General features: G+C 58.8%; 26 protein-coding genes. 20 read left to right on the top strand and 6 right to left on the bottom strand.

Annotation, left to right across the window (positions count from 1 at the left end):
- The first annotated feature begins 3 nt into the window (after nucleotides 1-3).
- Complete coding sequence (locus L0977_RS12615; protein WP_234265206.1) at nucleotides 4-1218, top strand: hypothetical protein; 1215 nt, start codon at nucleotides 4-6, stop codon at nucleotides 1216-1218.
- Nucleotides 1219-1238: 20 nt separating this feature from the next.
- Here L0977_RS12615 and L0977_RS12610 read toward each other — a convergent pair whose 3' ends face one another.
- Nucleotides 1239-2522 (bottom strand): phage integrase N-terminal domain-containing protein, encoded by a 1284-nt coding sequence (locus L0977_RS12610; RefSeq protein WP_234265205.1) that lies wholly within the window; start codon nucleotides 2520-2522, stop codon nucleotides 1239-1241.
- Between the two features lie 704 nt (nucleotides 2523-3226).
- Here L0977_RS12610 and L0977_RS12605 point away from each other — a divergent pair.
- The 12 genes from L0977_RS12605 (at nucleotide 3227) to L0977_RS12550 (ending at nucleotide 11116) form a co-directional block, all read left to right on the top strand.
- On the top strand, nucleotides 3227-3616 hold the full coding sequence (locus L0977_RS12605; protein WP_234265204.1) for a hypothetical protein: 390 nt from the start codon (nucleotides 3227-3229) through the stop codon (nucleotides 3614-3616).
- Between the two features lie 2 nt (nucleotides 3617-3618).
- Nucleotides 3619-4113, top strand: coding sequence for a hypothetical protein (locus tag L0977_RS12600; protein ID WP_234265203.1), 495 nt, complete (start codon nucleotides 3619-3621; stop codon nucleotides 4111-4113).
- A 28-nt stretch (nucleotides 4114-4141) separates the two neighbouring features.
- Nucleotides 4142-5206, top strand: a complete 1065-nt coding sequence (locus tag L0977_RS12595) for a ParM/StbA family protein (protein WP_234265202.1) — start codon at nucleotides 4142-4144, stop codon at nucleotides 5204-5206.
- A gap of 75 nt (nucleotides 5207-5281) precedes the next feature.
- Nucleotides 5282-5527 (top strand): hypothetical protein, encoded by a 246-nt coding sequence (locus tag L0977_RS12590; protein WP_234265201.1) that lies wholly within the window; start codon nucleotides 5282-5284, stop codon nucleotides 5525-5527.
- A gap of 17 nt (nucleotides 5528-5544) precedes the next feature.
- Complete coding sequence (locus L0977_RS12585; protein ID WP_234265200.1) at nucleotides 5545-5895, top strand: hypothetical protein; 351 nt, start codon at nucleotides 5545-5547, stop codon at nucleotides 5893-5895.
- Between the two features lie 55 nt (nucleotides 5896-5950).
- The gene (locus L0977_RS12580; RefSeq protein ID WP_234265199.1) at nucleotides 5951-6445 is read left to right on the top strand and encodes a polymer-forming cytoskeletal protein; all 495 of its coding nucleotides are present in this window, start codon (nucleotides 5951-5953) and stop codon (nucleotides 6443-6445) included.
- 11 nt (nucleotides 6446-6456) lie between these two features.
- Complete coding sequence (locus L0977_RS12575; RefSeq protein ID WP_234265198.1) at nucleotides 6457-7359, top strand: hypothetical protein; 903 nt, start codon at nucleotides 6457-6459, stop codon at nucleotides 7357-7359.
- Between the two features lie 51 nt (nucleotides 7360-7410).
- The gene (locus L0977_RS12570; protein ID WP_234265197.1) at nucleotides 7411-7710 is read left to right on the top strand and encodes an H-NS histone family protein; all 300 of its coding nucleotides are present in this window, start codon (nucleotides 7411-7413) and stop codon (nucleotides 7708-7710) included.
- A gap of 337 nt (nucleotides 7711-8047) precedes the next feature.
- On the top strand, nucleotides 8048-8245 hold the full coding sequence (locus L0977_RS12565; RefSeq protein WP_234265196.1) for a YqaE/Pmp3 family membrane protein: 198 nt from the start codon (nucleotides 8048-8050) through the stop codon (nucleotides 8243-8245).
- A gap of 183 nt (nucleotides 8246-8428) precedes the next feature.
- Nucleotides 8429-9019, top strand: coding sequence for a CAP domain-containing protein (locus L0977_RS12560; RefSeq protein WP_234265195.1), 591 nt, complete (start codon nucleotides 8429-8431; stop codon nucleotides 9017-9019).
- Between the two features lie 91 nt (nucleotides 9020-9110).
- The gene (locus L0977_RS12555) at nucleotides 9111-10817 is read left to right on the top strand and encodes a nuclease-related domain-containing protein (protein WP_234265194.1); all 1707 of its coding nucleotides are present in this window, start codon (nucleotides 9111-9113) and stop codon (nucleotides 10815-10817) included.
- A complete protein-coding gene (locus L0977_RS12550; RefSeq protein ID WP_234265193.1) occupies nucleotides 10814-11116 on the top strand; it encodes a helix-turn-helix domain-containing protein in 303 nt (100 codons plus the stop codon). The genes L0977_RS12555 and L0977_RS12550 overlap by 4 nt, the downstream gene beginning before the upstream one ends.
- A gap of 85 nt (nucleotides 11117-11201) precedes the next feature.
- Here the strand turns inward: L0977_RS12550 and L0977_RS12545 are convergent, their stop codons facing one another.
- Entirely contained in the window at nucleotides 11202-12269 is a 1068-nt protein-coding gene (locus tag L0977_RS12545; RefSeq protein ID WP_234265192.1) for a hypothetical protein, read from the bottom strand.
- Nucleotides 12270-12521: 252 nt separating this feature from the next.
- Here L0977_RS12545 and L0977_RS12540 point away from each other — a divergent pair, with 252 nt between their 5' ends.
- From L0977_RS12540 to L0977_RS12530, 3 genes are all read left to right on the top strand, one after another.
- Nucleotides 12522-12920: a DUF4878 domain-containing protein gene (locus tag L0977_RS12540; RefSeq protein WP_234265191.1), complete on the top strand. Its 399-nt coding sequence runs from the start codon at nucleotides 12522-12524 to the stop codon at nucleotides 12918-12920.
- Complete coding sequence (locus L0977_RS12535) at nucleotides 12899-13510, top strand: YiiX/YebB-like N1pC/P60 family cysteine hydrolase (RefSeq protein ID WP_234265190.1); 612 nt, start codon at nucleotides 12899-12901, stop codon at nucleotides 13508-13510. The genes L0977_RS12540 and L0977_RS12535 overlap by 22 nt, the downstream gene beginning before the upstream one ends.
- Nucleotides 13511-13582: 72 nt before the next feature.
- A complete protein-coding gene (locus L0977_RS12530; protein ID WP_234265189.1) occupies nucleotides 13583-13966 on the top strand; it encodes a hypothetical protein in 384 nt (127 codons plus the stop codon).
- On the opposite strand, the gene L0977_RS12525 is transcribed toward L0977_RS12530, so the two are convergent.
- Both L0977_RS12525 and L0977_RS12520 read right to left on the bottom strand, forming a co-directional pair.
- Nucleotides 13914-14312, bottom strand: coding sequence for a hypothetical protein (locus L0977_RS12525; protein ID WP_234265188.1), 399 nt, complete (start codon nucleotides 14310-14312; stop codon nucleotides 13914-13916). The two genes, L0977_RS12530 and L0977_RS12525, sit on opposite strands and share 53 nt — an antisense overlap.
- A gap of 313 nt (nucleotides 14313-14625) precedes the next feature.
- Nucleotides 14626-14940 (bottom strand): HU family DNA-binding protein, encoded by a 315-nt coding sequence (locus tag L0977_RS12520; protein ID WP_326491067.1) that lies wholly within the window; start codon nucleotides 14938-14940, stop codon nucleotides 14626-14628.
- Nucleotides 14941-15201: 261 nt separating this feature from the next.
- Between L0977_RS12520 and L0977_RS25585 the strand changes: the two genes are divergently transcribed.
- From L0977_RS25585 to L0977_RS12500, 4 genes are read left to right on the top strand one after another with little or no spacing between them, the layout of a single operon-like run.
- A complete protein-coding gene (locus L0977_RS25585) occupies nucleotides 15202-16731 on the top strand; it encodes a hypothetical protein (protein ID WP_326491065.1) in 1530 nt (509 codons plus the stop codon).
- A 23-nt stretch (nucleotides 16732-16754) separates the two neighbouring features.
- Nucleotides 16755-17309, top strand: coding sequence for a DUF2059 domain-containing protein (locus L0977_RS12510; RefSeq protein ID WP_234265186.1), 555 nt, complete (start codon nucleotides 16755-16757; stop codon nucleotides 17307-17309).
- A gap of 34 nt (nucleotides 17310-17343) precedes the next feature.
- Nucleotides 17344-20961 (top strand): DNA/RNA non-specific endonuclease, encoded by a 3618-nt coding sequence (locus L0977_RS12505; RefSeq protein WP_234265185.1) that lies wholly within the window; start codon nucleotides 17344-17346, stop codon nucleotides 20959-20961.
- Nucleotides 20962-20969: 8 nt separating this feature from the next.
- Complete coding sequence (locus tag L0977_RS12500) at nucleotides 20970-21377, top strand: antitoxin YezG family protein (RefSeq protein WP_234265184.1); 408 nt, start codon at nucleotides 20970-20972, stop codon at nucleotides 21375-21377.
- 231 nt (nucleotides 21378-21608) lie between these two features.
- On the opposite strand, the gene L0977_RS12495 is transcribed toward L0977_RS12500, so the two are convergent.
- Both L0977_RS12495 and L0977_RS12490 read right to left on the bottom strand, forming a co-directional pair.
- Complete coding sequence (locus L0977_RS12495; protein ID WP_234265183.1) at nucleotides 21609-22727, bottom strand: DNA polymerase III subunit beta family protein; 1119 nt, start codon at nucleotides 22725-22727, stop codon at nucleotides 21609-21611.
- A gap of 344 nt (nucleotides 22728-23071) precedes the next feature.
- A complete protein-coding gene (locus L0977_RS12490) occupies nucleotides 23072-24163 on the bottom strand; it encodes a DUF7146 domain-containing protein (protein ID WP_234265182.1) in 1092 nt (363 codons plus the stop codon).
- Between the last annotated feature and the right edge of the window lie 11 nt (nucleotides 24164-24174).

Genomic DNA, 24174 nt, shown 5'->3' with positions numbered 1-24174 from the left:
CCCATGAAGTTCGCTCTGTACCATGCCCTTCGCTCATTGGGCATGCCTTGCCTCACAAAAGAGGCCCATGGGGAAACAAGTCCCGAGCACGCAGCACACGAGCTTCACCGGGCATTCCATGCCAACACCACAACCTGGACTCATCTTTGTCCGCTGGATCGTGCCTCCAAACTGCCACCGCTGAAGTTCGGAACGACCGAGATGAAGCGCTTCAGCAGCGAAGAACTTGGGCAGTTGTTCAACTGGGAGCGTCTGAAACGCCACCATGCTCAAGCACTTCCGAGCCTTCACGAACTTTCGCAATTCCAGTGGCTGGTGGTTCGCAAGACTGTTGCCTTGAAGCAGGATCTGTATTCCCGAACAGAGCTTGTCATCGAAACCATACTCAACGAAAGAGATCCTGCGCGGATTGAGCCCCACTCAAGCCATCTTCCCGCCCCTGTTGAAAATGCGCTACTTTTCCTCCTACTAGCGCCATGGGAGGACTGGATCGAGATGCCCGAGTTCGGATGGCGCGGGTTCACCCTCCCATGGGTGTACTCCTACTGCGACGATCTGTTTGTCCGCCCCCCTCTCCCACAGTCTGCACGTAGCTTGAGTTGGCTGTTACATGGAGGACACACACCCTTTGGCGATGTCGCCGAATGGGATGCCCCGATGGAGCTGCCACTGAAAGACGGCATTGCTCAGTTGCCAGACTTGCTGAGCGAATCCGCCTGGGAGCGGCTTCAGGAATCGCTCTCATCCCCATTGTTTGAAACGCCTGTGGCGCACTTCATGGTCCGCGCCTTTCTCTCCGACGGCATCGACGAGTTCCTGGCCCACCTCACGATGATCGAGGCAGCGCTTGGGACCGAGACCGATTTTTTTCCCCCCAAGATGCGCACCTCGCACAAAGGAAAGGGGGCAACCATTCGCATGACCTCACGGGTGAGCGGCCTTCTGGGCGCATGCAGCGAAGGTGAAACATACTACCGACTGTTCAACCTGCGAAGCGCATTCATCCATGGTCGTGCGCTGCAGTCACCTATCTCCAGCAAAGATCGATTCGAGGCCCGGCGATTGGCAAGACGGGTATTTCAGGGGCTGGTCATCCGGGCGACGAAGGAGCCGATGCTCTCCTGCCGTGACGACTTCCTTGCCAACACACTCGATCAGGGCGTTGCCATGGGCTTCAAAGCCACCAGTTCTTCAGGGAAGAACTCGCCCAAGAGCTGATCACGTTCTACAACTCAGGCTTATGCGCTCCTGCCCTCTTCATCAATGAGCGTCAGCCCCAGCAAGTTCAACCGCATCTCCAGTTCCGCCGCCGCGCCCTCATGCGCTTGCAGAAACTGGCTGACGCTCATCCTGTCGGTCTCCACGTCGCCCCTCAGAAACTGCGCCGTCACCACCGCCAATTCAGCCTTCTCTCCAGGTAGCCGGTATTGCCCGAGCACATCATCCGCGGGCTCAGGCCTTTCCGACACCCACAGAACCACGCGCCCATCTATCCCATGGCCAACGATCGGGGGGCCAAACTTGTACCCCAGCAGTTCCCCTGCCTTCGCAAGCCTTTGATCCTGGCCATAGTACGCATGGGTGATCACAAGCCGACTGTGACCCAGCGCCTCTGAGGTCTTGAGCTTTTGCCGCCGCCTGACCTCCTTGTCGCTCATTTCCTTCGTCCCGCCCAACGACGCCGGCAGCAGGCCGGCCAAAAGCATCAGGTCCTCTGCGAACCCTGCCCGTAGGCTGTGCCCCGTGATTCCGAGAACACTCTTGGTCAAGCCTATCTGATCATTGCACCCGTAGTACCGGCGCTCTGCCTGCTTGAGCGTCAGGTCCGGCCAGGCCAGTGATTCCGTCCTCTTGATCAGCGACTTGGCGTAGTCCAGGTACTCCCTCTGTTTTCGCCCGTACTCACCCGGCTCTAGCTCAATGACCCGGGGGCGTCCATTCTTGGTCACAGAGCCAATCAGCTCCAGCCGATCGCCCTTGTCCGCCTTCCACAGCTTGGACAGCATCACCTCTTTCCTGCGCAGCCCGAAGGCACGCTCCATCATCAGCATGGCCCCGTGGCGACTGTCGTTCCTCAATGCCCTCCGGATCAGCTCGTTCACATCAACGTCTACGCCGCGCTCCGATTTCGACCTGTCAGCAATCGTCCGAACCTTGAAGCCTTCAGGCCACTGCTCGGGGTAGCGCTTCTCGATCTGCGCGACGTAGTTCACCAGCTCGGGCTTGACCAGCCACCTCAAGAACTGCTTCACCCGGGATTTCTGATTCTGGAGCGTCTTGGCCTCGTTCCCCTTCGCTACCCAGGCATCGAAGACCGCATCGACGTGCTTTGCACCCAGGTTGCGGCAGTCCTCAAGCATGAACCCAGCATCGTGCAGCGTTCGCGCAAAGTTCTTCATCACCTCCATCTGGATCCGGTACGTCCTTTCCGACGCCATCGCCCCATTCAAGCGCACTCGCCCGTGCGACTCGCACACGGCTTCCATTGAGGCAATCAGCGCCTTCGTCTTGGCTCCATCCATCTGCTTGTTCCTTTCGGCTCCCTTGACTCTCCAAGGCCAACTTGCCCAATGCCCGCTCTTTCGAGGTGCAACGACGTCACCACCCCCCAAGGGGCCGCGGCGCACGCCACTCCCAATGCCCAGGCCGACAACCACCACCCATCAGCTTCCACCACGTTCGCAGCGTCAACCGATCGGCACAACCTTCGCAGACACGAGACTTAAACGAATCTATGCTTCAACTACCTGAGTGTGTCCAACCTCAGATAGCCCCCGCGCCTCGCGGCTACAGGTGACTGGATGCGAGCAAATAGCTCCTTCACCCAGCGTAGGGAATTGACGTTCCCCCAGGCGTGCACGTCCCAGCCAGTCGGCCGGTCTGAGAGGCGTGCAACCCCTCATTCATATCCACCAATCACCCTGTCACAGCCGCTACAGCCACCACAGTCCCGGATCACCAATGCCCTACTCGCGACTGCTCGCGCATCAGACAAACCAGGGCGACTAACCCCCATATCCGGCTCATTCCTGTCCCTTTCACTGCCTCGTGAGCAGCTTCCTTACACACGGAATTTCATTCTGTGTGCTTTCTGGCCTCCGCTTTTCGCAGCTAAACCATTGATCTCCATGGGAATTCATGTGCCAAAAAGGACACTCTGGGTTCCTCGGCCATACAGACCTATAAGAGCGAGCTACCCCTGCGCCGCGATTGCAGCTACAAAAAAATGGTCTCGACCCAAAGGCCGGACCAATTCTTGGCAGGGTATGGGCACCAGGCGGTGCATCAGATCTATTCCTCAAGTGAGGCGTTGGTGATCTGGGCGGGCATTGCGCCCGCGTGGGTTGGACTCTACATCCCAGACGTTGTTCTGGGCAAGGCGAATGCGGTCAAGTGTGGTCATGCATTCGTTCCGACCTCATTTCACGCAGAACCCAGACTTGCCGGCATGGAAAAGTCGAAAGAATTCCGGGCTGGTGCCAAAAATTGGCACGAGATCGGAAATATTCCAGTCTGGTGCCAGAAATTGGCACGAGCCCGGAAATATTCCGAGATTGATGCCAAGGCATCGCAGTGCACCCAGCGCCCTCCCCATGTGAGCGAGGTGTTCTGGTGAGGATGCGTTTCATCATGCATCCGTCGCAACACGAGCTGATCGAGGTCAACGAGCGCTTGAATGCGTTGGCCAACGAGTCGCAGGCAAGTAGAGCCCTGAGTGCTCTGGTCCAGTTCGCATCTGAAGCAGGTACCTTGCCTCGGTGGTTCCTCGCGATGGAGCGCAAGGAGTTCAGCACCTCCAGGGCAAAAGCTATCCGATTCACGATCGCCGAAGCAAACCCAGCCCTGAAAGAACTCATCGCCGAGTTGCTGCCAATGTCGCAGGTCAAGAGGGATTTGCACATCACACAGTTGATTGGCAAGGCCTGCGAGAAGCACCGCCTTGGTGGCGGGGCCGGAAGCACGGAGTCCTCAAAGCCTTCGCTCGTGCTGCCATCGACTCCATTGCCGGGCCTCGCCCCCCTCAAGCCCTTGGAAGTGGACCAAGAAGACCAGCCTATTGACCAGGCCACGCTCAAGAGGCGATTCAAAAACAACCTCGACGCATTCCTCTAACCGCGCCCTCACCCAGGACAAGAATCGAATGACAAAAGCAACGACCCCCTCAGTTCTCGCCGTCGATGTCGGCTACGGCAACACCAAGATGGTGTGTGGCCACGGCCTGGACAAGGCCCTGCGCAGCAGATGGACCGAGCTGGTCTTCCCCTCGATCGCACCTTCGGCTGTCGTCGATGAGGACGCCGCGGGCTTTGGACACAATCCCGACCGCGTGCTGATTGAGATCGAGGGGCGCCGCTACTATGCCGGCCCCATGGCCACCTCGGGAGTGGTCGGTCGGGTGATCCAGCCCGACTACATCAACACCGACTTGCACGAGGTTCTGCTGCGGGCTGCGATCCATTTCGCCATGCGTGAATCGCGTGCAGTGTTCAAAGTCATCGACGTGCTGGTGCTTGGCCTGCCAGTGTCCGGGTTCACCGCGCAAAAGGATCGGCTCAAGGAGATCGGCCAACAAACGCGAGAAATCCCGGTGCCGAAATTCCTGCAAGCAAGTGCCGGCGCCAAGACGGTTCATGTGTCCGTCAAGCAGTGCATCGTGGTGCCCCAGCCGTACGGTGCCATGCGCCTGGCCGCGCAGGATCTTCCATCGTCCGATTCAGTGTTCAAGAGCAATGTCCTGTCGATGGTGGTTGACCCCGGCTACCGGACGCTCGACTGGCTGGTGAGCGCAGGCATGAAGCCCGAGATCAAGCTCAGCGGAAGCTACGACGGCGGTGTATCGAGCATCCTCAGAGAGGTCAGCCAGCAAGTCGGCTTCGACCACGGCACAGGCTCACTTGAGTTTGACCAGGTGGAGCGCGGGCTGGAGACCGGAAAGATCAACCTTGGGTACAAGGTGATCGACATGACTCGGCACATGGAACGAGTGCCCTTGCTGGCCAGCGAGGAAATCGGCGTCTTCATGACCCGTATCGGTCTGCGACGCAGCAACCTGCAGCGCGTGTTTCTGGCCGGCGGCGGGGCTCGCTTTTATGAAGCGGCCTTGCGGGCTCACCTGCCCGAGTGCGAGGTGATGACCCTGCCCAACCCTGTCATGAGCAACGCACGAGGGTACTGGCTCACGGGTTGCGATGCCCTTGAAGACTGATGCAGGTAGCCCGCGTTTGACTTCGACATTTCGACTGACATCATGAAGAAAACGAGACCACTATGGAAAACAACCATGAGCTTCAAACAAGACGCCATCAAGGAACTGGACAGGATGATGACCGAGCTGAACGCGGACCCGGCCCAGGTGCGGGCGGGGATGCTGTTCGGAATGTTCGCATTCTTCCTGCTGCTGAACACTCCGGCCAACCCGCACTGGCTGCTGCTCGTCCTTGGCTGGTACGGGATGCTTTCGTTCGGCCTGGGGACCGTCTTTCTGACGATGCTGGTGGACCACCGGAAGAACAAGGGCGTGAAGTAGGCGAAAGCGCCGCGGCCATGTGGATGCTCAACGCGCTCCTGCTGGTCGACCTCGTGCTCCAGGTCAACCTCGCCCGGACCGGAATGCGCAAGGTGTTCGAGCTTCGGAAGGTGCCACCTGAACTGGCATATGTCCACTGGCACGCTTGCCTGAAGTGGTGGTCTTTCCTGGTGCCTTCAGGCTACCTGGCGCTGGCCGCCATCGGATGGGTTCTCAAGGCAGCCGCGCAAGGGCAAGGTGCAACGGCGTCCTTTGGCGGCTTCCTCGGTGCCTTCAGTCTGATCATGGCCCTCGTCGCCGCTTCGCGGCTGCTTTCCCATCGCGACACATCCTTCGAGAAATCGGAGTGGTCAATCCCTCTGAAATAGCTCAGCACATCCTTCTCCCACCCCTGCACTCAACCAACCACACAAAGGAACCACCATGACAGACAACACCCACAAGAGCGTTCTGTTCAGCTTCGAGCGCAAGAGCACTACCGCCGCCGCCATCGACCAGCCCGATGAAGTGCTGCAGCGCACGCTGGCCTTCCATGGCGGCACCATCCTCTCCAAGGGCAGCCTGCAGATCGATGCGGCGCTCAAGGATGTCACGATCATCTCCACTGAAGGCAAGCCGGTGGTGGTCACTCCGCTGGGCAACTGCAATTCGTGCTGCATCCAGGCGGACGACGTGCTGATCACGGGCGACTTCAGCGGCGAGGTCATCGCCAAGGGTGACGTCGAAGTGTCGCACTCGGCCCGGTTCGTCGGCACGATCCGCGCCGGCGGCCATGTTCTGGTCAGCCCCATCGCGAGCGAGGCCGGCGAGATCAAGATCGTCCGCTACGTTGAGAAGGGCGCCCATACCAGCGAGGACATCGACACGGCCTTCGGTCATTCCATGCTCCCGGCCGCGGCCGATGTGGGCACCGTGTGATGGGAGCGGTCATGGTGCCAACCAGCGCGTCCCTGATCCGGCGTGACGAGAGGATGGCGGCTCTGGAGCGCGAAGTCCGGGGCATCCATCACTACGGCATCAATCGGGCTCAGATGGCGATCGAGGAAGCGAGGATTCGCGTGCGCAAGAACTTCTGGCGCTCCAGCAAGGGGCGTTCGATCATCGGCCTATGCCTCTTCGTCCTGGGCTGCCTGGCCGGCGCCGCAGTGTCCCAGACGGGCATGATCGATGATGCTGTACTTGGCGCACGGCAGTCTCTGATCAAGCTGCTGCAGCCGGGCAATGACGGCAACCACGGTGAGGTCGCATCCAAGGTGCCCACGCCCGCTGCGGCAGTCGTCAACGAAGTGGTGGTTCCAGCCTTCCCCGTCGATGCTGGCCAAGCCACTGTGGCTCCTGCAGAAATCGAGGTCGGAGCGCCCATGATCCCGACACCGATTGCGGATCTGGGATCGGTGTCTACCAAGCCCAGGCCCCCAGCCGTTCGGCTGAAGGCCGAATCCGCTTCGGCCGGCAGTTCGCCCCAAGAAGGCATCATCGAGGAAGAAGCTGTTGCGACCGATCTTTCGGCTGCGGTGGAAAAGGCCCGAGAGCGGATGAATGCCAGTGGGGCAGCCAAGCCAGCATCGCGCCCCGCGACACCCGAGACCGGGGTCAGCGTGGTTCTGCCCGACCGCAGTGCGACAACGAAACGGGCAGATGAGCCCCCGGTTCAGGCTGCGCAGAATGAACCGAAGGATTCCTCCGCATTCAGCGTGGTGCGGTACATGGAGAACAGCTTGCTCGTACGCTCCGGCCCACAAGTGAAGACCATCCGCGTGGGTGAAACGCTGCCCAATGGCCAGAAGCTGATCTCGGTCGATCCCAAGACCCAGGCTTTCAATTCCCAATAGCGAGTGCGCAAGGGAATAAAATCACAAACATTACTTTTTATTGGAGTCTGCATGTCGAACTACTCGACGTTGATGGCGCAAGCCCGGGATCTGATGGTCCAGGCCGAAAAGGCCCGCAAGGAAGAGATCGCCTCTGTCGTGGCCGAAATCCGCGCCAAGATGAAAGAGTATGGGATCACCGTTGACGACCTGGGCGGCGCAGGTCGCAAGGCCGGTAGCAGCAAGTCCAAGGCCGAGCCAAAGTACCGCGGGCCGAACGGCGAACTCTGGGCGGGTGGCCAGGGCCGCAAGCCCGAGTGGGTGCGTGCCGTCCTGGCCGAAGGCAAGAGCATCGAGGACTTCAAGATCTGAGCGTCTCGACCACCACTGAAAGCCCCTCGGCAGCCGCCTGAGGGGCTTTTTTCTTGGTCGGCGGTGGCAGCGCCCAAATTTGAGCGCTCAAAAGACGCATAAAAACAGCACGCTTTTGATTTTGGGCAGGGCTTTCACCTGCTGTGGGGGGCGCAATGACCTCACCGCCCCGCCCTGCCTCACACGACGTCGTCAAGGCCAGTCAGCTTCCTTGTAAGCGCCAAGCAAGCCGGCCATCCAAAATCCGGCAGAATGTAACCGCGCCCCAATAGCGCGACAGGAAGGTCTTGCGCGGCCAGCAAGCACCTCTAGACCAACAACTACAAGGAGGACCACCTTGCGACTGCTGCTTGCCATTTTCCTGCCATGGGCAGCCTTCTTCACTATCGGCCGCCCCTTCGCCGGCCTCGTCTGCCTACTCCTGCAGATCACCCTCATCGGCTGGATACCCGCTGCGATATGGGCCGTCTACGCGCTTGGTCAGTACAAGACCGACAAGAAGATCGAGAAGGCTCTTGGCGCCAGGAACGGATAGCCCCCATCTCCATTTCAGACCGTCCATATGGGCAGTTGCCGACTGCAATTACGTCGAGATGGACTTTCTGAAATCGACATTGAAGCAGCTCAAACCCGCGACTTGATTGGCCGGAATCCACGTGTATCTTGGATGTATGGATGCAGTGGTTGCAGCCTACCTTTCACAAACAGGAGAACGAACATGAACAAGACGACTTCTTTCAAGCTGCTGGCGGCTGCTGGTATGGCCCTGGCTCTGGTGGCCTGCGGTGGTGGTGGCGATGGTGACGGCGGCAGCGGCTCCGGCCCGGTGGTGGGCCAGAACGGCACGGTGGACGTTGGCAGCGCCTCGATGTCTGGCGGTCAGACCTGCGGCATCGGCAACTTCCCGCAGGCGCTGCTGGCAGAGATCAACAAGGCACGTGCCCAGGCCCGTTCGTGCGGTGGTCAGAACATGCCCGCGGTGCCGGCGATCGCGTACTGGAACACCAAGCTCCAGGAGGCGGCGGTGAAGCATTCGGCGGATATGGCCAGCAAGAACTTCTTCTCACACACAGGCAGTGATGGAAGCTCTGCTCCCGATCGTGTCGCGCAGTTCGGATACGAAGGTGGAGTTGCCGAAAACCTCGCGATGGTCAATATTTCGGGGAATATCCCCAATCGTGTTGTCCAAAATTGGCTTTCCAGTGGCTCACATTGCAGCGCAATCATGGATCCGAGCAAATCGGAGATCGGCGCCGCATGCATCAAGGGATCTAGCCAGGGGTATATCACACTTCTTTTGGGTAATTGAGCACCCAAAACCTTCGAAACATCTTTGGAGATATAGCCCGTTTCCACGGGCTTTTCCTTTTTCAGTATTCGTTTATATAGAAGCCGAACCCATGCTCATTCTCGATTTAATTACTTGGTTCGTCTTGCTTATTCTCAGAAAGATAGCATATATAATTGCCTTCCCAATCTTCATCCTTCCCACAGCAATAATTATCATCGGATGGAGGAAGCTTCATGGTCGCAGTAATTCCATCGCAGATATTCGCAAGCCGTGGATCTACTTTAATACCGCCCAATTCCACAGCGAACTATTAAAAGGCGATGCCAAAAGAAGAAAAGAAATAGCGGAGAATATTCAGGCCATAAAGCCATATCGCAAAAATCCCATATGGTGGATATCAGGAAAACAGGCATTCATAGAGATTGCCGCGAAGAAGCTTGCACCCAGAACTGCAACTGACATTTATAACCACTGGTACAAAAAGAATGAAAGATATATTCTTTCATCCAAAGGAGCCATCGAGAACATTTTACAAGAGGGGAGCCAAGCAGAAGAAAAAGCGAATGAGATGATTGCGGCAGTTCGGAAACAAGCTGCAGGCCATCTCAAGACATGGACACCTAGTGACGATGGATTGAAGGCAATCGTTTTCCCTCCAAATGAGCATAATTCGTCTAGTCAAGAACTAGACCAGTTACTCGTAACGGAAGCCGGGATATATGTCATTGAGGTTAAGGGTTGGAGAAAGATCAATGACGATGGCACTGGGAATACCAGAGATGGCAAAGTGCTGGGCTCACCAATTGATCAATGTCGCAAGAAGGTCGAAGCAATTAAGAAAATTGTTGGCGAGAACGTTAGAGTCAGACCACTTGTAATACTTCCAAATCTTGAGGATACCAATATTCCATTCGGCCTAGATACTCGTGTAGTGACGAGTCTGGCCGAAATTAACATGTTTTTTAGGCAAGAACTTCGCGCATCGGAGCGAGGCTTTAAGTATTCAATCTCGAATCTTGCACCACCTATTTTGAGGTACCTAGATCATCGCGAAGATGCAAAAATGCATCACATGCTGTGGCTTCACGAACATCATCCAAACGAAGGCACCACGAAGATTCATGGTCTTGTAGATGAGAGGAACACCCTCGAATCCGAATTACTTCCGAGAATTGAACCAAAACCAGGTAGAATAGAATGGAATTGGGCACTTTCCGCAATATTTTTTCCAATTATACTATGGGGCGGCATCATCTATTCGATTCAAAGATTGGGAGTTCCAGATAGAATAGCTAATCTATGGTCGACATACAGCGCGCCCAAGCCTGAAGATACAAAGCAATATACTGCAGTTGTTTCAGATGGCAATTCGAATAAAAGGCACGTAGCAGAGGTCCAATACAAGCAAAGCTCCAGCACAAAACCATCATCAAAAATAGGCACCTCATCCGCATCAAATGAAAAACGCTCATTTATGACTTCAGGCTCCAAACCGTATGATCCAATATGGGCATTCTCTTGCCCAGCCACGAAGGATCACCGCGGCATGGACGTCTGCGATAGGAGTTCCAAAGGAGTGGTATTTAATGAATCAGGCGATGTAGTATTGAAAGATGTCTCGGAGAATGCTCCAAGGGAACTGCTGAAACAATATTGCAAGCCTGGCCAGCATATTGCATCAACTGGTACTATGGGGCCATTGCTCTCTCAAGCTTCTTTCAAGAGGGTCAAATCAGCATCTAATGCACACTGGCAACCCAGGCAGTCAATAGTTTCGCATAGCTACTCGTGTGTCGGCTTCGTAAGACAAAAATGATCTCAAGCAAGCGCAATCTTTTTGGAGAACTGAGGGAGGGCTTCGTTGCTTTGGATGAGGCTTGCGCCGGCAAGGAGAAGCTGCGCACGCACGACGTGCCATCGCAAGCTGCTCCAAGAGTGACGGCGGCCGAGTTGCTCGCACTGCGCGAGCGGCTCCACTTATCGCGCCCGGTGTTCGCTGGCTACCTTCGCACGAATCTACGCACCTTGGAAAACTGGGATCAAGGACGGGCCAAGCCCAACGCCCAGGCGGCAGTGTTGATTCGACTGATGGAGAAGTATCCTGACACCGTGTAGCGACTAGCTGCTATCTGAAGCGAAAGTCCCCTGCATAGAAATACTAAAACCCGCCAATTGGCGGGTTTGTTCTTTGTGGGTGCGGTCAATCGAGGTAGTTGAACGACACATAACCCCCGCCAGAACGGCTCCAAGTACCATTGGTGCATCTGAACCGAACGACGAAGATATTGCATGTAGACCCAAGATTTTGGGGAGTAACATTCACAGTCACTCCATTGGCGGTTGCTCCCAGTGGTCCAAGATTCACTGGGCATCCGTTATCAACAACACCATTACCCAGCGCAATACCACGGTAGTTAGAGGCACCAGTAGTTGGGTTCAGCCGTTGGACAGCCAGGGCCGGGCAACTACCCAAGACTGGTTCCGGAGGATTTCCCCCACCACCTCCACCACCACCCGAAGATGGTGGGTTGTTCACGACAACGCGAGCTGTTGCCGTCACAGTTCCTCGCCAGTTGGTCACCGTCAGCGTGCAGGTCATGGTCCCCGCGGTGGGAAGGGTGTTGTTGCCCACCTGGACATTGCTGGCGTTGAGGAAGCTGCTCAGGTTCGTAGTGTTGAAGGGTGACCGGCCGGCGTTGGCACCGGAACAGCTCAGCGTTGCAGAGCCGCCCCATTCCGGCCTGGCATTGGTGGTGGTCACACGAAGGGTCACCCGTGTGCCGGTGGTCACCGTCAGGTTGGTCGAGTTGTTGAGCGAAATGGCCGCGGTCGGGATGACGGGGCAGCGCGAGTTGATCGGTGCCAGGCCGGTGTTGTCGCAGCGCAGATCGGTAGGGTTTCGCACGCCATTGGCACCTGGGGCACCTGCTGCGCTGTACCGAGGGTTGCGGGTGCTGTACGGGAGGATCGAGCACCTCTCGCCCGCAGCCACGGCCGGAGTCGTGAGGCAGAAAGGCGCAGGCCCACACCAGTAGGGAGCGTTGACACCGGGCTCATCGGAGGATGTGATCTCCGTCAGACCACCAGGCTCGTTGCAGCCTTCGATTCGACGGATCTGGAAGGTGTCCAGCATCCCATGGACGCTGGGGTCCATGTACCAGCCGCCGCCTGGAAGAATGTGCGAAGGGGCTTGTGCCATCGCTGAAGCCGCCAGAAGAGCGGCTGAGGCAGACAGCAGGAGGGTTCGAAAAACAGACGAGATACGCATGACAAGCTCCACGTTGACCTCTTGATGGTGACGTGGAGGTGCTTGCCTGGGCGGGTGAATGTGGCGCACGACTCATCGGTTTTCGAGCGCCCGAATTTGGGCGCTGAGCACCGAAGACAGTTGCCCTCCATCCATCTTCTCGCGCATTCGGCCTTACTCATTGACGAAAAAATCGCTCCTTTTGAATCGCTTATGCTATGGCGGCTCGGGGTATAGCCCGAAGCTCAAAACCGCATGCAACAGGGAGGAATCATGCTTCGACGACAGGTCGCACTTTTTCTGGCAGTCTCAGCCACCGCACTTCTGGCCTCATGTTCTGGAGGAAGCCCAGAAAATGCCCCTGCCGCCTTCTACAAGGCATCCGCTGCAGGCGAAGTGGACAAGGCCATGGAGTACGTGTCCTTTGCCAACTTCAAGGCAGAAGAAATGGTGATGGCCAAGGGCAAGGTGCAAATGGTGGTTGGCCGAATCCAGCAGACAGCATCCTCGAACGACGGCCTGGAAAAGGTCGAAATCATCGAATCCGTTGTCGGTGAAGACGGGAACTCGGCCAAGGTCAAAACCAAGTTGCTCTTCAAGAACGGCAAGGACAAAACGGACACCGTGAATGTCGTCAAAGACGACGGGAAATGGAAAATCACCTTGAAGTGAGAGCTGCCACGACTTCGCTGGTCATCAGCCTATTCGCTTCAACCTGCGCTCACGCTGGTGACCAGTTACCTACTGGCGCCAAGATTGGTGACCTGATTTTTCGGGAGGGAACGGAAGTCGTCAGCGCAGCCGTTCTCGCCGTCGATCGAGGGACGTTCAGCCATGTGGGCATGCTCGTGCGCGATGCAGGCCAGTGGAAGGTAGTGCATGCAACACCCTCGGAAGTAGCTGGCCGGCCGGACAGCGTGGTTCTGGACGACCTCAGGTTCTATCTGGATCCAGCGCGCTCACGACGGCATGCCGTGTTCCAAGTTCAAGCTACCGAACTACAGCGCGAGTCGGCGGTGTCCTTTGCACTGAAGCAGGTAGGCCGTCCTTTCAGCATGATGGCATCGGAGGACGGCACCTACTGCACCACACTCATCTGGCAGGCCTGGAGGGATGCTGGGAAGAACCTGGAAGTCACCTTCACCAGGCTGAACATTCCGCTGATGCAGGGTGACTACTTGCTGCCAGGAGTCTTGGCCAAGTCCAGGCACTTGAGGAAGCTGGACGAGCCGGCCCAGAGCATTGCGTCCGGCCAGAGATGACCGGAAGGGACCGCCCAAATTTGGGCGCTCGAAAGGCGTTGCAAAATCTACGCTTTTCTCATGGAGACGGGCATGTCCAGCCACATCAGCATTGCGCTTCCGAATCAGAAGGTAGTGCGTCTCAGAGTCCCTCCAGACGTCTGGAACTTCCCGATGGGGTGTGAGGGACCACTGGAGATTACGCTCATCAGCAACAAGCAAGCCCAGAGAGCTCTGGAAGAAGCCAACGACTCAGTTGCCCATCCAGACAAGGTGGCCACAGCGAAACAGCGGCTTGCATCGACAAATCTGGAAGAAGATCTCCCGGGCCTGTACTTCTACGGCGGGACAAGAATTGCCGTCGTCGGCGATGCTCATGTACTGGAAGCGCTGTTGGAAGCGGGTGTCTATAACCTACCAGTCGTCATTCTGTCGAACCAGCGCGAGGCTCTGGCAAGTTGGCTCGAATATCTTTAATGAGCCGTTCAACAAGACTGGAGCGGAAGTCCTCATATGGTTGGGTTTTGATCAAAAGCGAAGACCCAAGCCAGTCATAGCCATCGGCCCGGATGAGTTCTTCAGCCTCTGCAATCACAGACTCCACGCCCTGTTGGCCGTCCTTGATCACGAGCCCGGCCAGACTCTGGATGGCGATGAGATACAGCTTGGCGTGTTCAAGGTCATCCAGAATGTCCGCAGTTTGCGCCGCGCCCAACTTGCGCCTGATTTTCCCGTGCTGCTCAAGAACCGCAGTCGATGCTTGTGCTATAGCGTAGACAGCGATGATGAGTTCCTCATGAGCGGTTCTGGCTTTGGTATTCATATCGCCCATTAAATGCGTCTACTTCGGTTGCTTGCTCAGCAATAAATGCCAGATGGTGTACGGCACTTGCAGGAAGCCGTCCAAATTTGGGCGCTCGAATGCTCGCAGTTCTGAAGCCTGATCCTGGGCGGTGTCAGATCAGGCCAGCACCGTGAATACTCCCACGACTAAACGCCGAATGGCGTTGTAGTCGGGGCATCCTGGAAGATTTCCAGAACACCCCCAGGGCCGGCCTGGTGGATAGAGGCCCCACTGCGCAAGCAGATGCGAGTGACCGCTGAGCGCCCAAATTTGGGCGCTTGAACGCAGTCGATTACTTGCCGGCTTTCTCAGCCTTGCGCTTTGCGGCCTTGGGGTCAACCGCGGCCTTGAACTTGGCGCCGGGCACGAACTTGGGCAGCGTGGTCGCAGGGATCTTGATCTTGTCTCCGGTGGCCGGGTTCTTGCCGGCGCGGGCTGCACGCTTCACGGACTTGAAGGTGCCGAAGCCCACGAGCTGGACGGTATCGCCCCTTTTCACGGCGGTCTGGATGGTGTCGATCAGCGTATCGAGCACTGCGCCTGCAGCAGCTTTGGACAGTTCGTTCTTGGTAGACAGGATCTCGACGAGTTCTGCTTTATTCACGATTTCTCTCTGGATGGTTGATGAAGCGTGGGGTTATACCACTCGAATTCCAGACTGAGTTGCAATACATTCGCATTTCACTGGTCATATGCATCCACGAATGCATAGCGATTTGTCTCTTGATCACAACAAAGCGATCAAATTGCTCACGAATTGATGATCCACCCTGTCAGATCTAACAGGGGTCGAAAGATCGAAGACAGGCGATTCCTCTATGTTCGGCAGGTTTTCACCTGTTATTGAATACTTTGGAGGGAAAAAATCGTGTCGAAGTCTTCCTGGCGCCTGCCTGCGGCGCTGCTCGCTAGCGGATTGACCATCACCCTGACGGGCTGCGGTACCCTGACAGGCATTCCCTCCCATGGCGGCGGGAAGCGCTTTGCCACCGAACAGCGACTGGTCTCGGCCAGTATTCGGTCTTCGCTCAAAGAGATCGATGTCACGCCGCTGCGGGGCAAGCGTGTGGCATTGATCTTCGACCTGGTGGCAGACGAAGGCGGCGGCAGCCTCAACGGTGGTCGCTGGTCACCCGGCCTGCTGTTCAGCGTGGGCACGGTCAGCAGCCCCGTGACCACCACAACCAACGCCTTCCAAGTCTACAACCTGGCCGACGCGGGCAGCAACTACAGCAACAGCGCCAGCGGCGGCGGCACCACCACCGTCAGCAACACGCTGCAAAGCGGCAGCAACACCAGCTATGGCGCCAGCGAGGGCACCGGCAGCAGCACCAATACCAGTACCGGCACCAACACCAGCGCCAGCGCCACCAACGGCAGCAACAGCAGCACCAACACCACCAACGGCGACAACACCCACACCAGCACCACCACCAACAGTGGCAGCAGCACCACCAACGGCTCGGGCACCAATACCAGCGAGACCACCACCAGCAATACCGGCTCGGGCAGCAGTAGCAGCAACACCGGGGGCACTTCCACCAACACCAGCTACAACAGCAGCGACAACGGCACCAGCACCACCGACGGCAGCAACACCCACACCAGCACCACGACCAACAGCGGCAGCAGCACCACCAACGGCTCGGGCACCAATACCAGCACGTCTACGGGCTCGGGCACCAACAGCAGCACCAGCACGGGTTCGGGCACCAGTGCCTCCAGCGGCTCTGGCACCAGCGCCACCTCGTCCCAGAGCACCGGCGGCGGCACCAACAACGGCCAGAGCAGCACGGTCAGCACCACCCGCAACACCGGCTCCAGCCGCAGCTCGGGCGGCTACGACAGCCAGCGCCAGGAGATCACGCCCGCGCCCACCGAAAGCACCACCGTCACCAAGGGCACCAAACGCGAGCACATGGCCACGCTGCAATACCGGGGCCTGGGCGAATACCAGAACTTCCCCGTGCCCAAGAGCGACGCCAGCCTGCTCATGGGGCTGGTGCGCAACTACATGCTGCACAACGGCGTACTCCCCACCACCCCGAACGATCCCGCGGCCGAAGTGCTGGTGTACGTGACGGTGGACATCTTCGGCACTGTGCGCAGCCGCTTCGATGCCTTCATCTACAACAAGGAAACGGTCAAGGCAGAGACCAGCTTCGAGATCGTCGCCTTCGACCGCGAGGGCCGAAAGATCCTGGACACCCAGGTAGCCAACCACGAAGCCCAGTACCAGGAGCACTACCTGATGTGGGCGGGTCCCATCACCACGCAGGAGCGCGTGTACAAGGGCCAGGGCCTGCTGGTGGACTTCACCGATGTGGACGGCAGCAAGACCAAATACAACGAATCCGATGAGATCGCCGTTCGCGAGCACATGGGTGGCAAGAACTGAGTTTTGGCGTGGAGACCAACATCATGAAGAAGTCGAATTTCATCAAGTGGACTGCCCGGGCAGGTCTGGTCGCGGGTGCGATGGCGCTGTCGAGCATTGCAGCGGCACAAAGCGCTGTGAAATCATCCGAAGCCAGCGTTGCCGCCGTTGAAAAGCTGCTGGCCTTCAACGGTGCGCAAAAAGCCCTGGAAACCGCTGTGGGCGGCATCGAGGCGCAAATGCGCCAGCAGATCATCGCCTCGCTGGTACAGCAAAACGCCGGCCAGGCCTTGAGCGCCCAGCAGCAAGCGGCCGTGGACAAGGCGGTGCCCGGCATCGGCGCCGTGATGCGCCAGGAACTGGGCTGGGCACGGCTGAAAGAGCCCTACGTCAAGCTCTACCAGGCACAGCTCTCGCCGGCCGAGGTCGAGCGCCTGACCAAGCTGTACCAGGACCCGGCCTACGTCACTCTGATGGAGAAGATGCAGACGATCAACGTGCAATCGGCGCAACTGGTGGCGCAGCGCATGCCGGTGATCCTGCAGCGCATCCAGCCGGTGCTCGAAGACGCCTTGAAGCAGTCACAGACAGCTCGTTGATCGAATCGAACAATTGCCTGGGAGGTGCCAGACTATGCAAACCCCGTTTCCGACCCCACTCAAAGGCCCCGAGCCCGGGCAAAAGATCAGCGCTCCCCACCTGAGCCAGCAGCCCGGTGCTGCCCGGGTTGGCTGGTTCAAGCGATCAGTGGCGTGGCTGCTGATGTTCACGGTGAACATCGCCAGCCTGGGCCAGGCGGTGGGACAGGTGGTGCGCGGGCAAGGGGGAGCGCCGTACACGGGCTTCACCAGGAGCGGGGTGTACGTGCAGGGCGGGCAGATGGTGGGCAACCCGCACCAGATCCTGCACGACATGAACAACCCGGCGCTGTGGACCACGGGGGCGGTGAGCTTCACCAACACCGCGGACCCGGCCTTTCCACAGCCATCGCTGGCCGACATCGAGGCGGCCATTGCCGTCAGCCCCGAGCCCGGGGGCCTGGCGCTCTCGCGCCTGTACATCACCGCGCCGCCGGCCAACCCCTACACGCTGGCGCCGCCCAACGACGCCACGGTGAGCAACGCCGCCGCGTATGAGCAGTTGCTGCTGGACGCGCAGGCCGGCGGCTACGCGCCGATCGCCGACGGCACCTACATCGCCAAGACACACGACAGCTCCAGCCCCGAGATTGCCAACCGGGGCCTGAACCTGTACCACACCAAGCCGGTGTTCGTGGCGGCTGAAGACCCGTACGGCGGGGCCACGGCCTTCTTCGCGCTGCAAGGGGCGCAGGCCAAGAACCACCTGAGCCACCTGCAGCAGCAAAACGCGGCTCTGCTGGGCTCGTCCATCTTCTTCAGCCAGCAAAAGCTGCCCACCCCGCAGAACTGGGGAGCGAGCACCGATTGGGAAGGCAACCGCATCGACCCGGGGGCGGCCTTCGACCAGGCGCTGGGCAGCATTCCCCAAAACGGCAGCAACTACAGCGTCAACGGCAACGGCTTAACCGTGGGCTACATCCGCCCCGACGGCCAGGCGCACGACTTCAACCTTGCCACCGATCCGCACTTCCGCCAGTTGCAGCAGGGCCAGTACCAGTACAGCGACAGCTACCTGCCCACCCCCAACCTGAACGAGCTGCTGGGACAGGAACTCAGGCGGGCGGCCGAGCAGCACAACAAAGGGCAGGAAGCTGCGGCCAGCGTCGACTTCCGCTACTTCAACGAAGAGCGTGACATCTTCATGCAGGGCCTGGACCTGTACCGCCATGTCAACAAGGGTGATTGGTACCTGCTGGACGGGCTGAGGACGGGGCAGATCACGGCGGGGCACCCGGACTACGCGCGTGCGCTGGCGCTGTCGCAGGACGCCTTCAGGCAGGCGTATGCGTACCACACCGAGCACGAGACACAGCTCAGGTACACCAGGGAGTCAGCCAAGTGGCAGGCGGACAACGCCGACCTGAGCAGGTACAGCGACCAGGAGCTGTTCGACCAACTGAATCTTTACGACAAGAAGGCCGATGCCCGAGGTGAACAACTGCTGCGCGACCTGCAGGCCGGGCGGCTGACGGCGGGCACGCCCGAGTACGAAGAAGCGCGGGGCCTGGCCGAGGCACGCTACCGCGTGGCGCTGCAAAAGGCGCTGGAGCCGCCCAAGAAGGCCAACTTCTTCAAGCAACTGGTCAGCGTGGTGGTGGCGGCGGTGGTGGTCTACTTCACCGCGGGTGCGGCCAGCGTGTGGGCAGCGGGGCTCACAGGAGCGGCGACCACGACGACGGCAGCCGGGATGACCATGGTGGCCACGACCACGGCGGCCGGCACCATCAGCGCTGCCGGCGTGGCGGCTGTGTCCATAGGCTCGGCCATCGGCGCCTACGCAGGTGCGGTGGTCGGCGCCGGCATCCAGAGCGGCAGCCTGAGCCAGGCGCTCAAGGCCGGTGAGCAATCGCTCAAAGGCGGCCTGGCCGGCATCGTGGTCAACACCGCGCTGGCGGCATCGGGTTTGAACGCTGCGGGCATCAGCGAGACGCTGGGGGTGAGCCAGCAGGCCGGGCAGGCGGTCTACAACACCCTCACCGACACCCTGAGCAACATGGCCTACGGCGGCAGCCTGAGCGATGCATTGGTCACCGGGATCATCAACGCAGGGGTGGATGTCATCGCGGCCAACGTGGCCAACTCCATCGGCGCCAACACGGACGTGGGCAGCGTCGAGAAGTACGCCGCGCATGCGGCGCTGGGCTGCGGCGTGGGCGCGGCCAAGAGTGGCAGCGGCGACGGCTGCCTGCCCGCGGCGGCGGGTGCCGTGGCGGGGCACATGGCCGCAGATGGCATCAAGGTGGCCATGGCCGAAGGCACCAACCCTCTCGCGCAGATGGCGGCGGCGGTGCCGGGGCGCACGCTCGATGAGAACGTGGCGTTCTGGGGCGGGCTGGTCGGCGGCACCACGGCTGCGCTGGCTGGTGGCAGCAGCGGCAATGTTCAGTCCAACTTCAACCTGGGGCAGTACGCGGCCGAGAACGCCATCAACAACAACTACCTCAAGTACGACGAAGCCAAGAAGCTCCAGGCCCTGAAGGACCAGGAAATGACCGGGCAGTGCTCGGGCACCTGCAAGGCCGAGATCAAGCGGCTGGAGGAAGTGGACAGGCAGCGCAACGAAGAACTCAAGGCTTGCGAAGGATCAAGCTCCGCCGGATGCCAGAAGGCCTTCACCGACGTGCGCGTGGCGGCGGCCGAGTACGTGCGGCGCAGTGATCTCAAGGACGGTTTCAGCTACTACTTCAGCGGTGAGTCCAACGAAACCCAGATGTTGGCCCGCCAGACCATGGGCGACTTCACAGTCTGGAACGTGGTCAAGGGAGCCGCCAGCAGTGTCGCCGAAGGCATCAAGGATCTGGCCGGGGGGGCGTATACGGGCTTTCAGGCGGTGCTTGGCAACGAAGAAGCCCAGGCCAAGGTCAAGGAAACCCTTGGTGATGGCTGGGGTTTCGTCAGCGATCCCGCCAACTGGCCACAGCTCGTGGGGGCGATGTCGCCTGCGCAGCGAGAGCAACTGGCGTCGGCCTATGAGACGGGCAATGGGGCCGCTGTCGCGGGCGTGATCGGCGAAACGTTGACGAACTTGCCGATGGGCGGTGGTGCGGGAACGATCAAGAATGTCGCGGGCCAGCTCACCGATCTGGCCGCGGTTCAGCGGCTGGCGTCCCGGGCAGATGTCAGCGAGGTCATCCAAGTGCCTGCAGGCACCAAAGGCAACTGGGACCCCCGCATCAACACCGGCACCACCAGCAACCTGTCTCCCAATGCCGCCTACGTGCTAGACAATGGACATGCCTTCGTCACCGATGCCGGAGGTCGGGTTAAGGAGGTGACGGGCGATCTTTCCCTGAACAAGATGGATCGCAATCAGTACCAGCAGGGGTGTGCGGGTGCCAGTGGGTGTGCCGGCGATGACGGAGGGCACCTGATTGCATCTGCGCTTGGTGGGGCTGGCGATCGTGTCAATATCGTGCCCCAGGCATCCACCCTCAACCGAGGGGAGTGGAAGGCCATGGAAAACGAACTGGCCGGTTACCTCAAGGAAGGCAAGAACGTCAATGTTAAGATTGAAGTGGAATATCCAGCAGGGGGTGGGGTCAGGCCTAACAAATTTGAGGTCACAATTAATGTAGACGGAGAATCGGTTGTTAGGGAATTTAAACAATGAGGACCGAAATGAATGTTGAGGTCGCGTATGAGTCCATTGCCAAGGCGGCAATGGATTTTGTTGGTAGTCGTTCATGGGATGCTGTATGGGCAAAACACACCATCCTTGCTTCGATGGTCGAAGGTCGATGGGGTGTAATTAGAAGCGATATTACAGACAAAAAAGGGGACCCCCCAAGAAAAGAACTCCGGAGCAAGGCGTTTGAGGCGATTCGATTTCTCCGCGACGACCTCCTTCGCACCACAGGTCAACGCATCTGGGGCCTGACCTTCACGTTGTATCCCGATGGCAAGTTCAACATCGAATACGACTACAACAAGCCAGAGGGCTATGAAGAAACAGATGAGGTCATCACGGGCGATGAAATAAACGCATCGTTGGCCAATTTGATGAAACAAGGCAAGAAGGCGGACTGAAAACAGCGTAGATCTGGACGTCAAGTTCGATCCGGAAATGGGGAGTTTTCCAAATATATGGCGGCAACGTCAACCACGGTGGCTGAATCAAGAGTAGCGGCCTAACCATATGCAACTGACTCCTCCAGATCAGTAGAACAAAAAAAACCCGGCACATGGCCGGGCGGTTGGATGGGCTCGCAGGTGAGCATGAGCACAACCCAGCCATTGTGGCCAGGTTGGTGACGACGGTCAGATCTTGTAAGGCATCAGCAACGCCATCCAGTCCAAGGAGGGCTCGCCTTCCTTCATGGGCCGCCAGTAAATGCGGCTGTTGGCCTCCTTGCCGTCCTTGCGCATGACAATGGACTCGCTGGGCAGGGACGCAACCAGTTCGGAAATCAGATCGGTCTTCGCACCGAACTTGACGGCCTTGCCGACCGCGGATTGGGGCTTGACCTTGCTGACTTGCTCGCCGTCCGAGGAAGAGAACGTGAGCGCATCGCCGTTGAACTCGACCACCAGGAAGGGCTGGTTGTCCATCGCACGGATGCGATTGATCGCCACCATCACCTGGTCCTTGCTGACCACGACATGATCACCCGAGACCTGTTCACCGGCGACCAGAGCATCCGTTGCCGGGTACTGGTGGCTGATGAGGCTGCTCATCCAGATCATGTCCGCCGTGGCGAACTCGATCAGGTTCTTGCCGAGCAAGTTCACGACGACTTCGTCATCGTTGCGGAACACGCCGTTGATGGCTTCGGCAGCCTTGATCGGGATGATGATGTCCAGGTCGTTGCCGCCATCGACGAGCTGCAGCTCCGTTTTCCGCTGGTGCATGGAGTAGCCATTGGTCGAAGTGACCGTGAGCTTGCCTTCCACGCAGGACACGTTCACCCCGCACAGGTAGAAGCGGCCAGCGTCATGCTTGGAGGCGAAGATGGGCGCGGCGCCGAAGGCATCCTTGAGCTTGTCGCCCGTGGTTGCCAGCAGATGCTTGCTCACGTGCTTGTCGGCGGCTGTGCTGAAGAGTTCGGCCGGGTTATCCGACTTGCGCAACTTCAGACGAGATCCGCCGAAACGCGCCACCAGTCCATCTTCTGCCGGCGTGAGGGTCAGCTTCGCGTCGGGTGCATCGTGGCCCAGTACCGCGTTGGCGGCGCCGGCCATGATCGTTGCGGAACCGGGTTCGCCGACATCCTTGGGATCGACTGCCAGAGTCACTTTCGCGAAGGCTTCCGGACCCTTGGCCTCGACGTAGACCGTCTTGCCGATGGTGATGGTGGCCTCCTTGGTGCTGGCAGCGAGGATGCAGCGTTTGATGGCGTCCTTGAGGATGCCGACCGTCAAGTTCGTTGCTTTGGACATCGAGTTTCCTTTCAAAAATGCCCTACTGGGGGCGATGGTTGAGAAAGGAAAAGCCAGAGGCTTTCTGCTGACGTGTGGGTGTCAGGAGGAAGGCCCTGGGGAAGGCTGAGATGTGTGTCCGCCCTATTCCACAGTTGCGGAGCTGGTGGGCGGCTGGGTGCTGCGCAGGGCAGTGAATGGATGATCGCCTTGGGTGGAGCATGGCGGTACCTGATTGCCGGTTGGAGCCGTACGGTTTTCAGGTTGGCTTAGGCTGGGCTTTCCTCTGGATCAGGTGTTGACCCAGAAGAAAACCCGCCGAAGCGGGTTTGAATGGAAACCCTTGCGGGTCAGTGGCTTGGTGTTTATGCCGATTCCGTCTCTGCGTGCCGTTCTTGCGAAGGCTGGAACAGCCATTCAACGGACGGGAACTCACCGACGTTCCACATATCGTCCCAGTCGATACCCGGCACCCTGGGGGCTCGAATCACGACTTTCAGACCAGCTTCCACTGCACGTTTCTTGAGCAGTTTGGCGCAGTGCGTTCCAATACGCAGTCCGGTTTTTGGATTAACGTGATCGTGGTCGGCAGCAATCAGCAGCGCCTCGGTACCCTCGGGCCAGATGAAGTGCTCCAGGTTGTTGGCGCTCAAGGCTGCATAGACCGGTATCCGGTTTTGCGTGGCCATCATCCAGGGCAACCCGTTCTCCAGTCCTTCGGAGACGATGATGACGGGGCCTGCCGGAGCGTTGTTCACTCGGATCGACTCGCCATGCAACTTCTCGACCTTGGCGCTCATCATCTTCTTCGCCTGACTGGGGCTGACCTTGGCCTTCTGTCCATCCTTGGTGATGTAGTAACGCTGATAGGTCACGGTCCCCTCACACGTGGCCGCGTTCTCCACCGACGCCAACATCCCCAACAACCAGGACTTCTTCGAAGTTTCCTCGTCGAAGTGATAGAGGTTGGAATGGAAGCGGAAGGCATCCATATTCAACCAATCCGCCCTGAGGCCCCTGATTCGGTTCTTCAGGTATTCCATGGCAGGAGTTCCCTCGATCGGAACTGACCTGTCGAATGCCTCCTGCAGACGCCTGACAGCCTTGTCGATGTCCTCACGCGAACGCTTTTCCTTGGGAACAGGGGTGCTTCGCTTGAAGGAGATACCTTCGGCCCGTCCGCCTTCGATGACCTCACGAATCAGCCAGACTGCTCCGGTGTCATCGGTGCCATTGACGAGCGCCACGAGTCGCACGCCGTCACCGGCCCCGCAGGAATTGCACAGCCAGGTGCCGCGACCTCCTTTGTTGTCAAAGCGGAAGCGCGTCTTCCCGTCCAACTCGATGGGGCAAGGACCCAACTTCTTGGGCTTCTCGATCAGGTCCAGCGGCACACCCAGACGAGGCAGGATGGCGTACCAGTCAATGGATGAGAAATCGATATTGTTATTGCTCATGTGGTGTTTCC

Source organism: Hydrogenophaga sp. NFH-34 (assembly GCF_021401345.1).
GTDB classification, from domain to species: Bacteria; Pseudomonadota; Gammaproteobacteria; order Burkholderiales; family Burkholderiaceae_C; genus Hydrogenophaga; species Hydrogenophaga electricum.
This window is presented reverse-complemented; position numbering and strand designations above follow the sequence as displayed.

Excerpts from the sequence above, each read along its gene's own strand:
- L0977_RS12615 (WP_234265206.1), top strand. The coding sequence starts at position 4 with ATGAAGTTCGCTCTGTACCATGCCCTTCGCTCATTGGGCATGCCTTGC.
- L0977_RS12610 (WP_234265205.1), bottom strand. The coding sequence starts at position 2,522 with ATGGATGGAGCCAAGACGAAGGCGCTGATTGCCTCAATGGAAGCCGTG.
- L0977_RS12605 (WP_234265204.1), top strand. The coding sequence starts at position 3,227 with ATGGTCTCGACCCAAAGGCCGGACCAATTCTTGGCAGGGTATGGGCAC.
- L0977_RS12600 (WP_234265203.1), top strand. The coding sequence starts at position 3,619 with ATGCGTTTCATCATGCATCCGTCGCAACACGAGCTGATCGAGGTCAAC.
- L0977_RS12595 (WP_234265202.1), top strand. The coding sequence starts at position 4,142 with ATGACAAAAGCAACGACCCCCTCAGTTCTCGCCGTCGATGTCGGCTAC.
- L0977_RS12590 (WP_234265201.1), top strand. The coding sequence starts at position 5,282 with ATGAGCTTCAAACAAGACGCCATCAAGGAACTGGACAGGATGATGACC.
- L0977_RS12585 (WP_234265200.1), top strand. The coding sequence starts at position 5,545 with ATGTGGATGCTCAACGCGCTCCTGCTGGTCGACCTCGTGCTCCAGGTC.
- L0977_RS12580 (WP_234265199.1), top strand. The coding sequence starts at position 5,951 with ATGACAGACAACACCCACAAGAGCGTTCTGTTCAGCTTCGAGCGCAAG.
- L0977_RS12575 (WP_234265198.1), top strand. The coding sequence starts at position 6,457 with ATGGTGCCAACCAGCGCGTCCCTGATCCGGCGTGACGAGAGGATGGCG.
- L0977_RS12570 (WP_234265197.1), top strand. The coding sequence starts at position 7,411 with ATGTCGAACTACTCGACGTTGATGGCGCAAGCCCGGGATCTGATGGTC.
- L0977_RS12560 (WP_234265195.1), top strand. The coding sequence starts at position 8,429 with ATGAACAAGACGACTTCTTTCAAGCTGCTGGCGGCTGCTGGTATGGCC.
- L0977_RS12555 (WP_234265194.1), top strand. The coding sequence starts at position 9,111 with ATGCTCATTCTCGATTTAATTACTTGGTTCGTCTTGCTTATTCTCAGA.
- L0977_RS12550 (WP_234265193.1), top strand. The coding sequence starts at position 10,814 with ATGATCTCAAGCAAGCGCAATCTTTTTGGAGAACTGAGGGAGGGCTTC.
- L0977_RS12545 (WP_234265192.1), bottom strand. The coding sequence starts at position 12,269 with ATGCGTATCTCGTCTGTTTTTCGAACCCTCCTGCTGTCTGCCTCAGCC.
- L0977_RS12540 (WP_234265191.1), top strand. The coding sequence starts at position 12,522 with ATGCTTCGACGACAGGTCGCACTTTTTCTGGCAGTCTCAGCCACCGCA.
- L0977_RS12535 (WP_234265190.1), top strand. The coding sequence starts at position 12,899 with ATGGAAAATCACCTTGAAGTGAGAGCTGCCACGACTTCGCTGGTCATC.
- L0977_RS12530 (WP_234265189.1), top strand. The coding sequence starts at position 13,583 with ATGTCCAGCCACATCAGCATTGCGCTTCCGAATCAGAAGGTAGTGCGT.
- L0977_RS12525 (WP_234265188.1), bottom strand. The coding sequence starts at position 14,312 with ATGAATACCAAAGCCAGAACCGCTCATGAGGAACTCATCATCGCTGTC.
- L0977_RS12510 (WP_234265186.1), top strand. The coding sequence starts at position 16,755 with ATGAAGAAGTCGAATTTCATCAAGTGGACTGCCCGGGCAGGTCTGGTC.
- L0977_RS12505 (WP_234265185.1), top strand. The coding sequence starts at position 17,344 with ATGCAAACCCCGTTTCCGACCCCACTCAAAGGCCCCGAGCCCGGGCAA.
- L0977_RS12500 (WP_234265184.1), top strand. The coding sequence starts at position 20,970 with ATGAATGTTGAGGTCGCGTATGAGTCCATTGCCAAGGCGGCAATGGAT.
- L0977_RS12495 (WP_234265183.1), bottom strand. The coding sequence starts at position 22,727 with ATGTCCAAAGCAACGAACTTGACGGTCGGCATCCTCAAGGACGCCATC.
- L0977_RS12490 (WP_234265182.1), bottom strand. The coding sequence starts at position 24,163 with ATGAGCAATAACAATATCGATTTCTCATCCATTGACTGGTACGCCATC.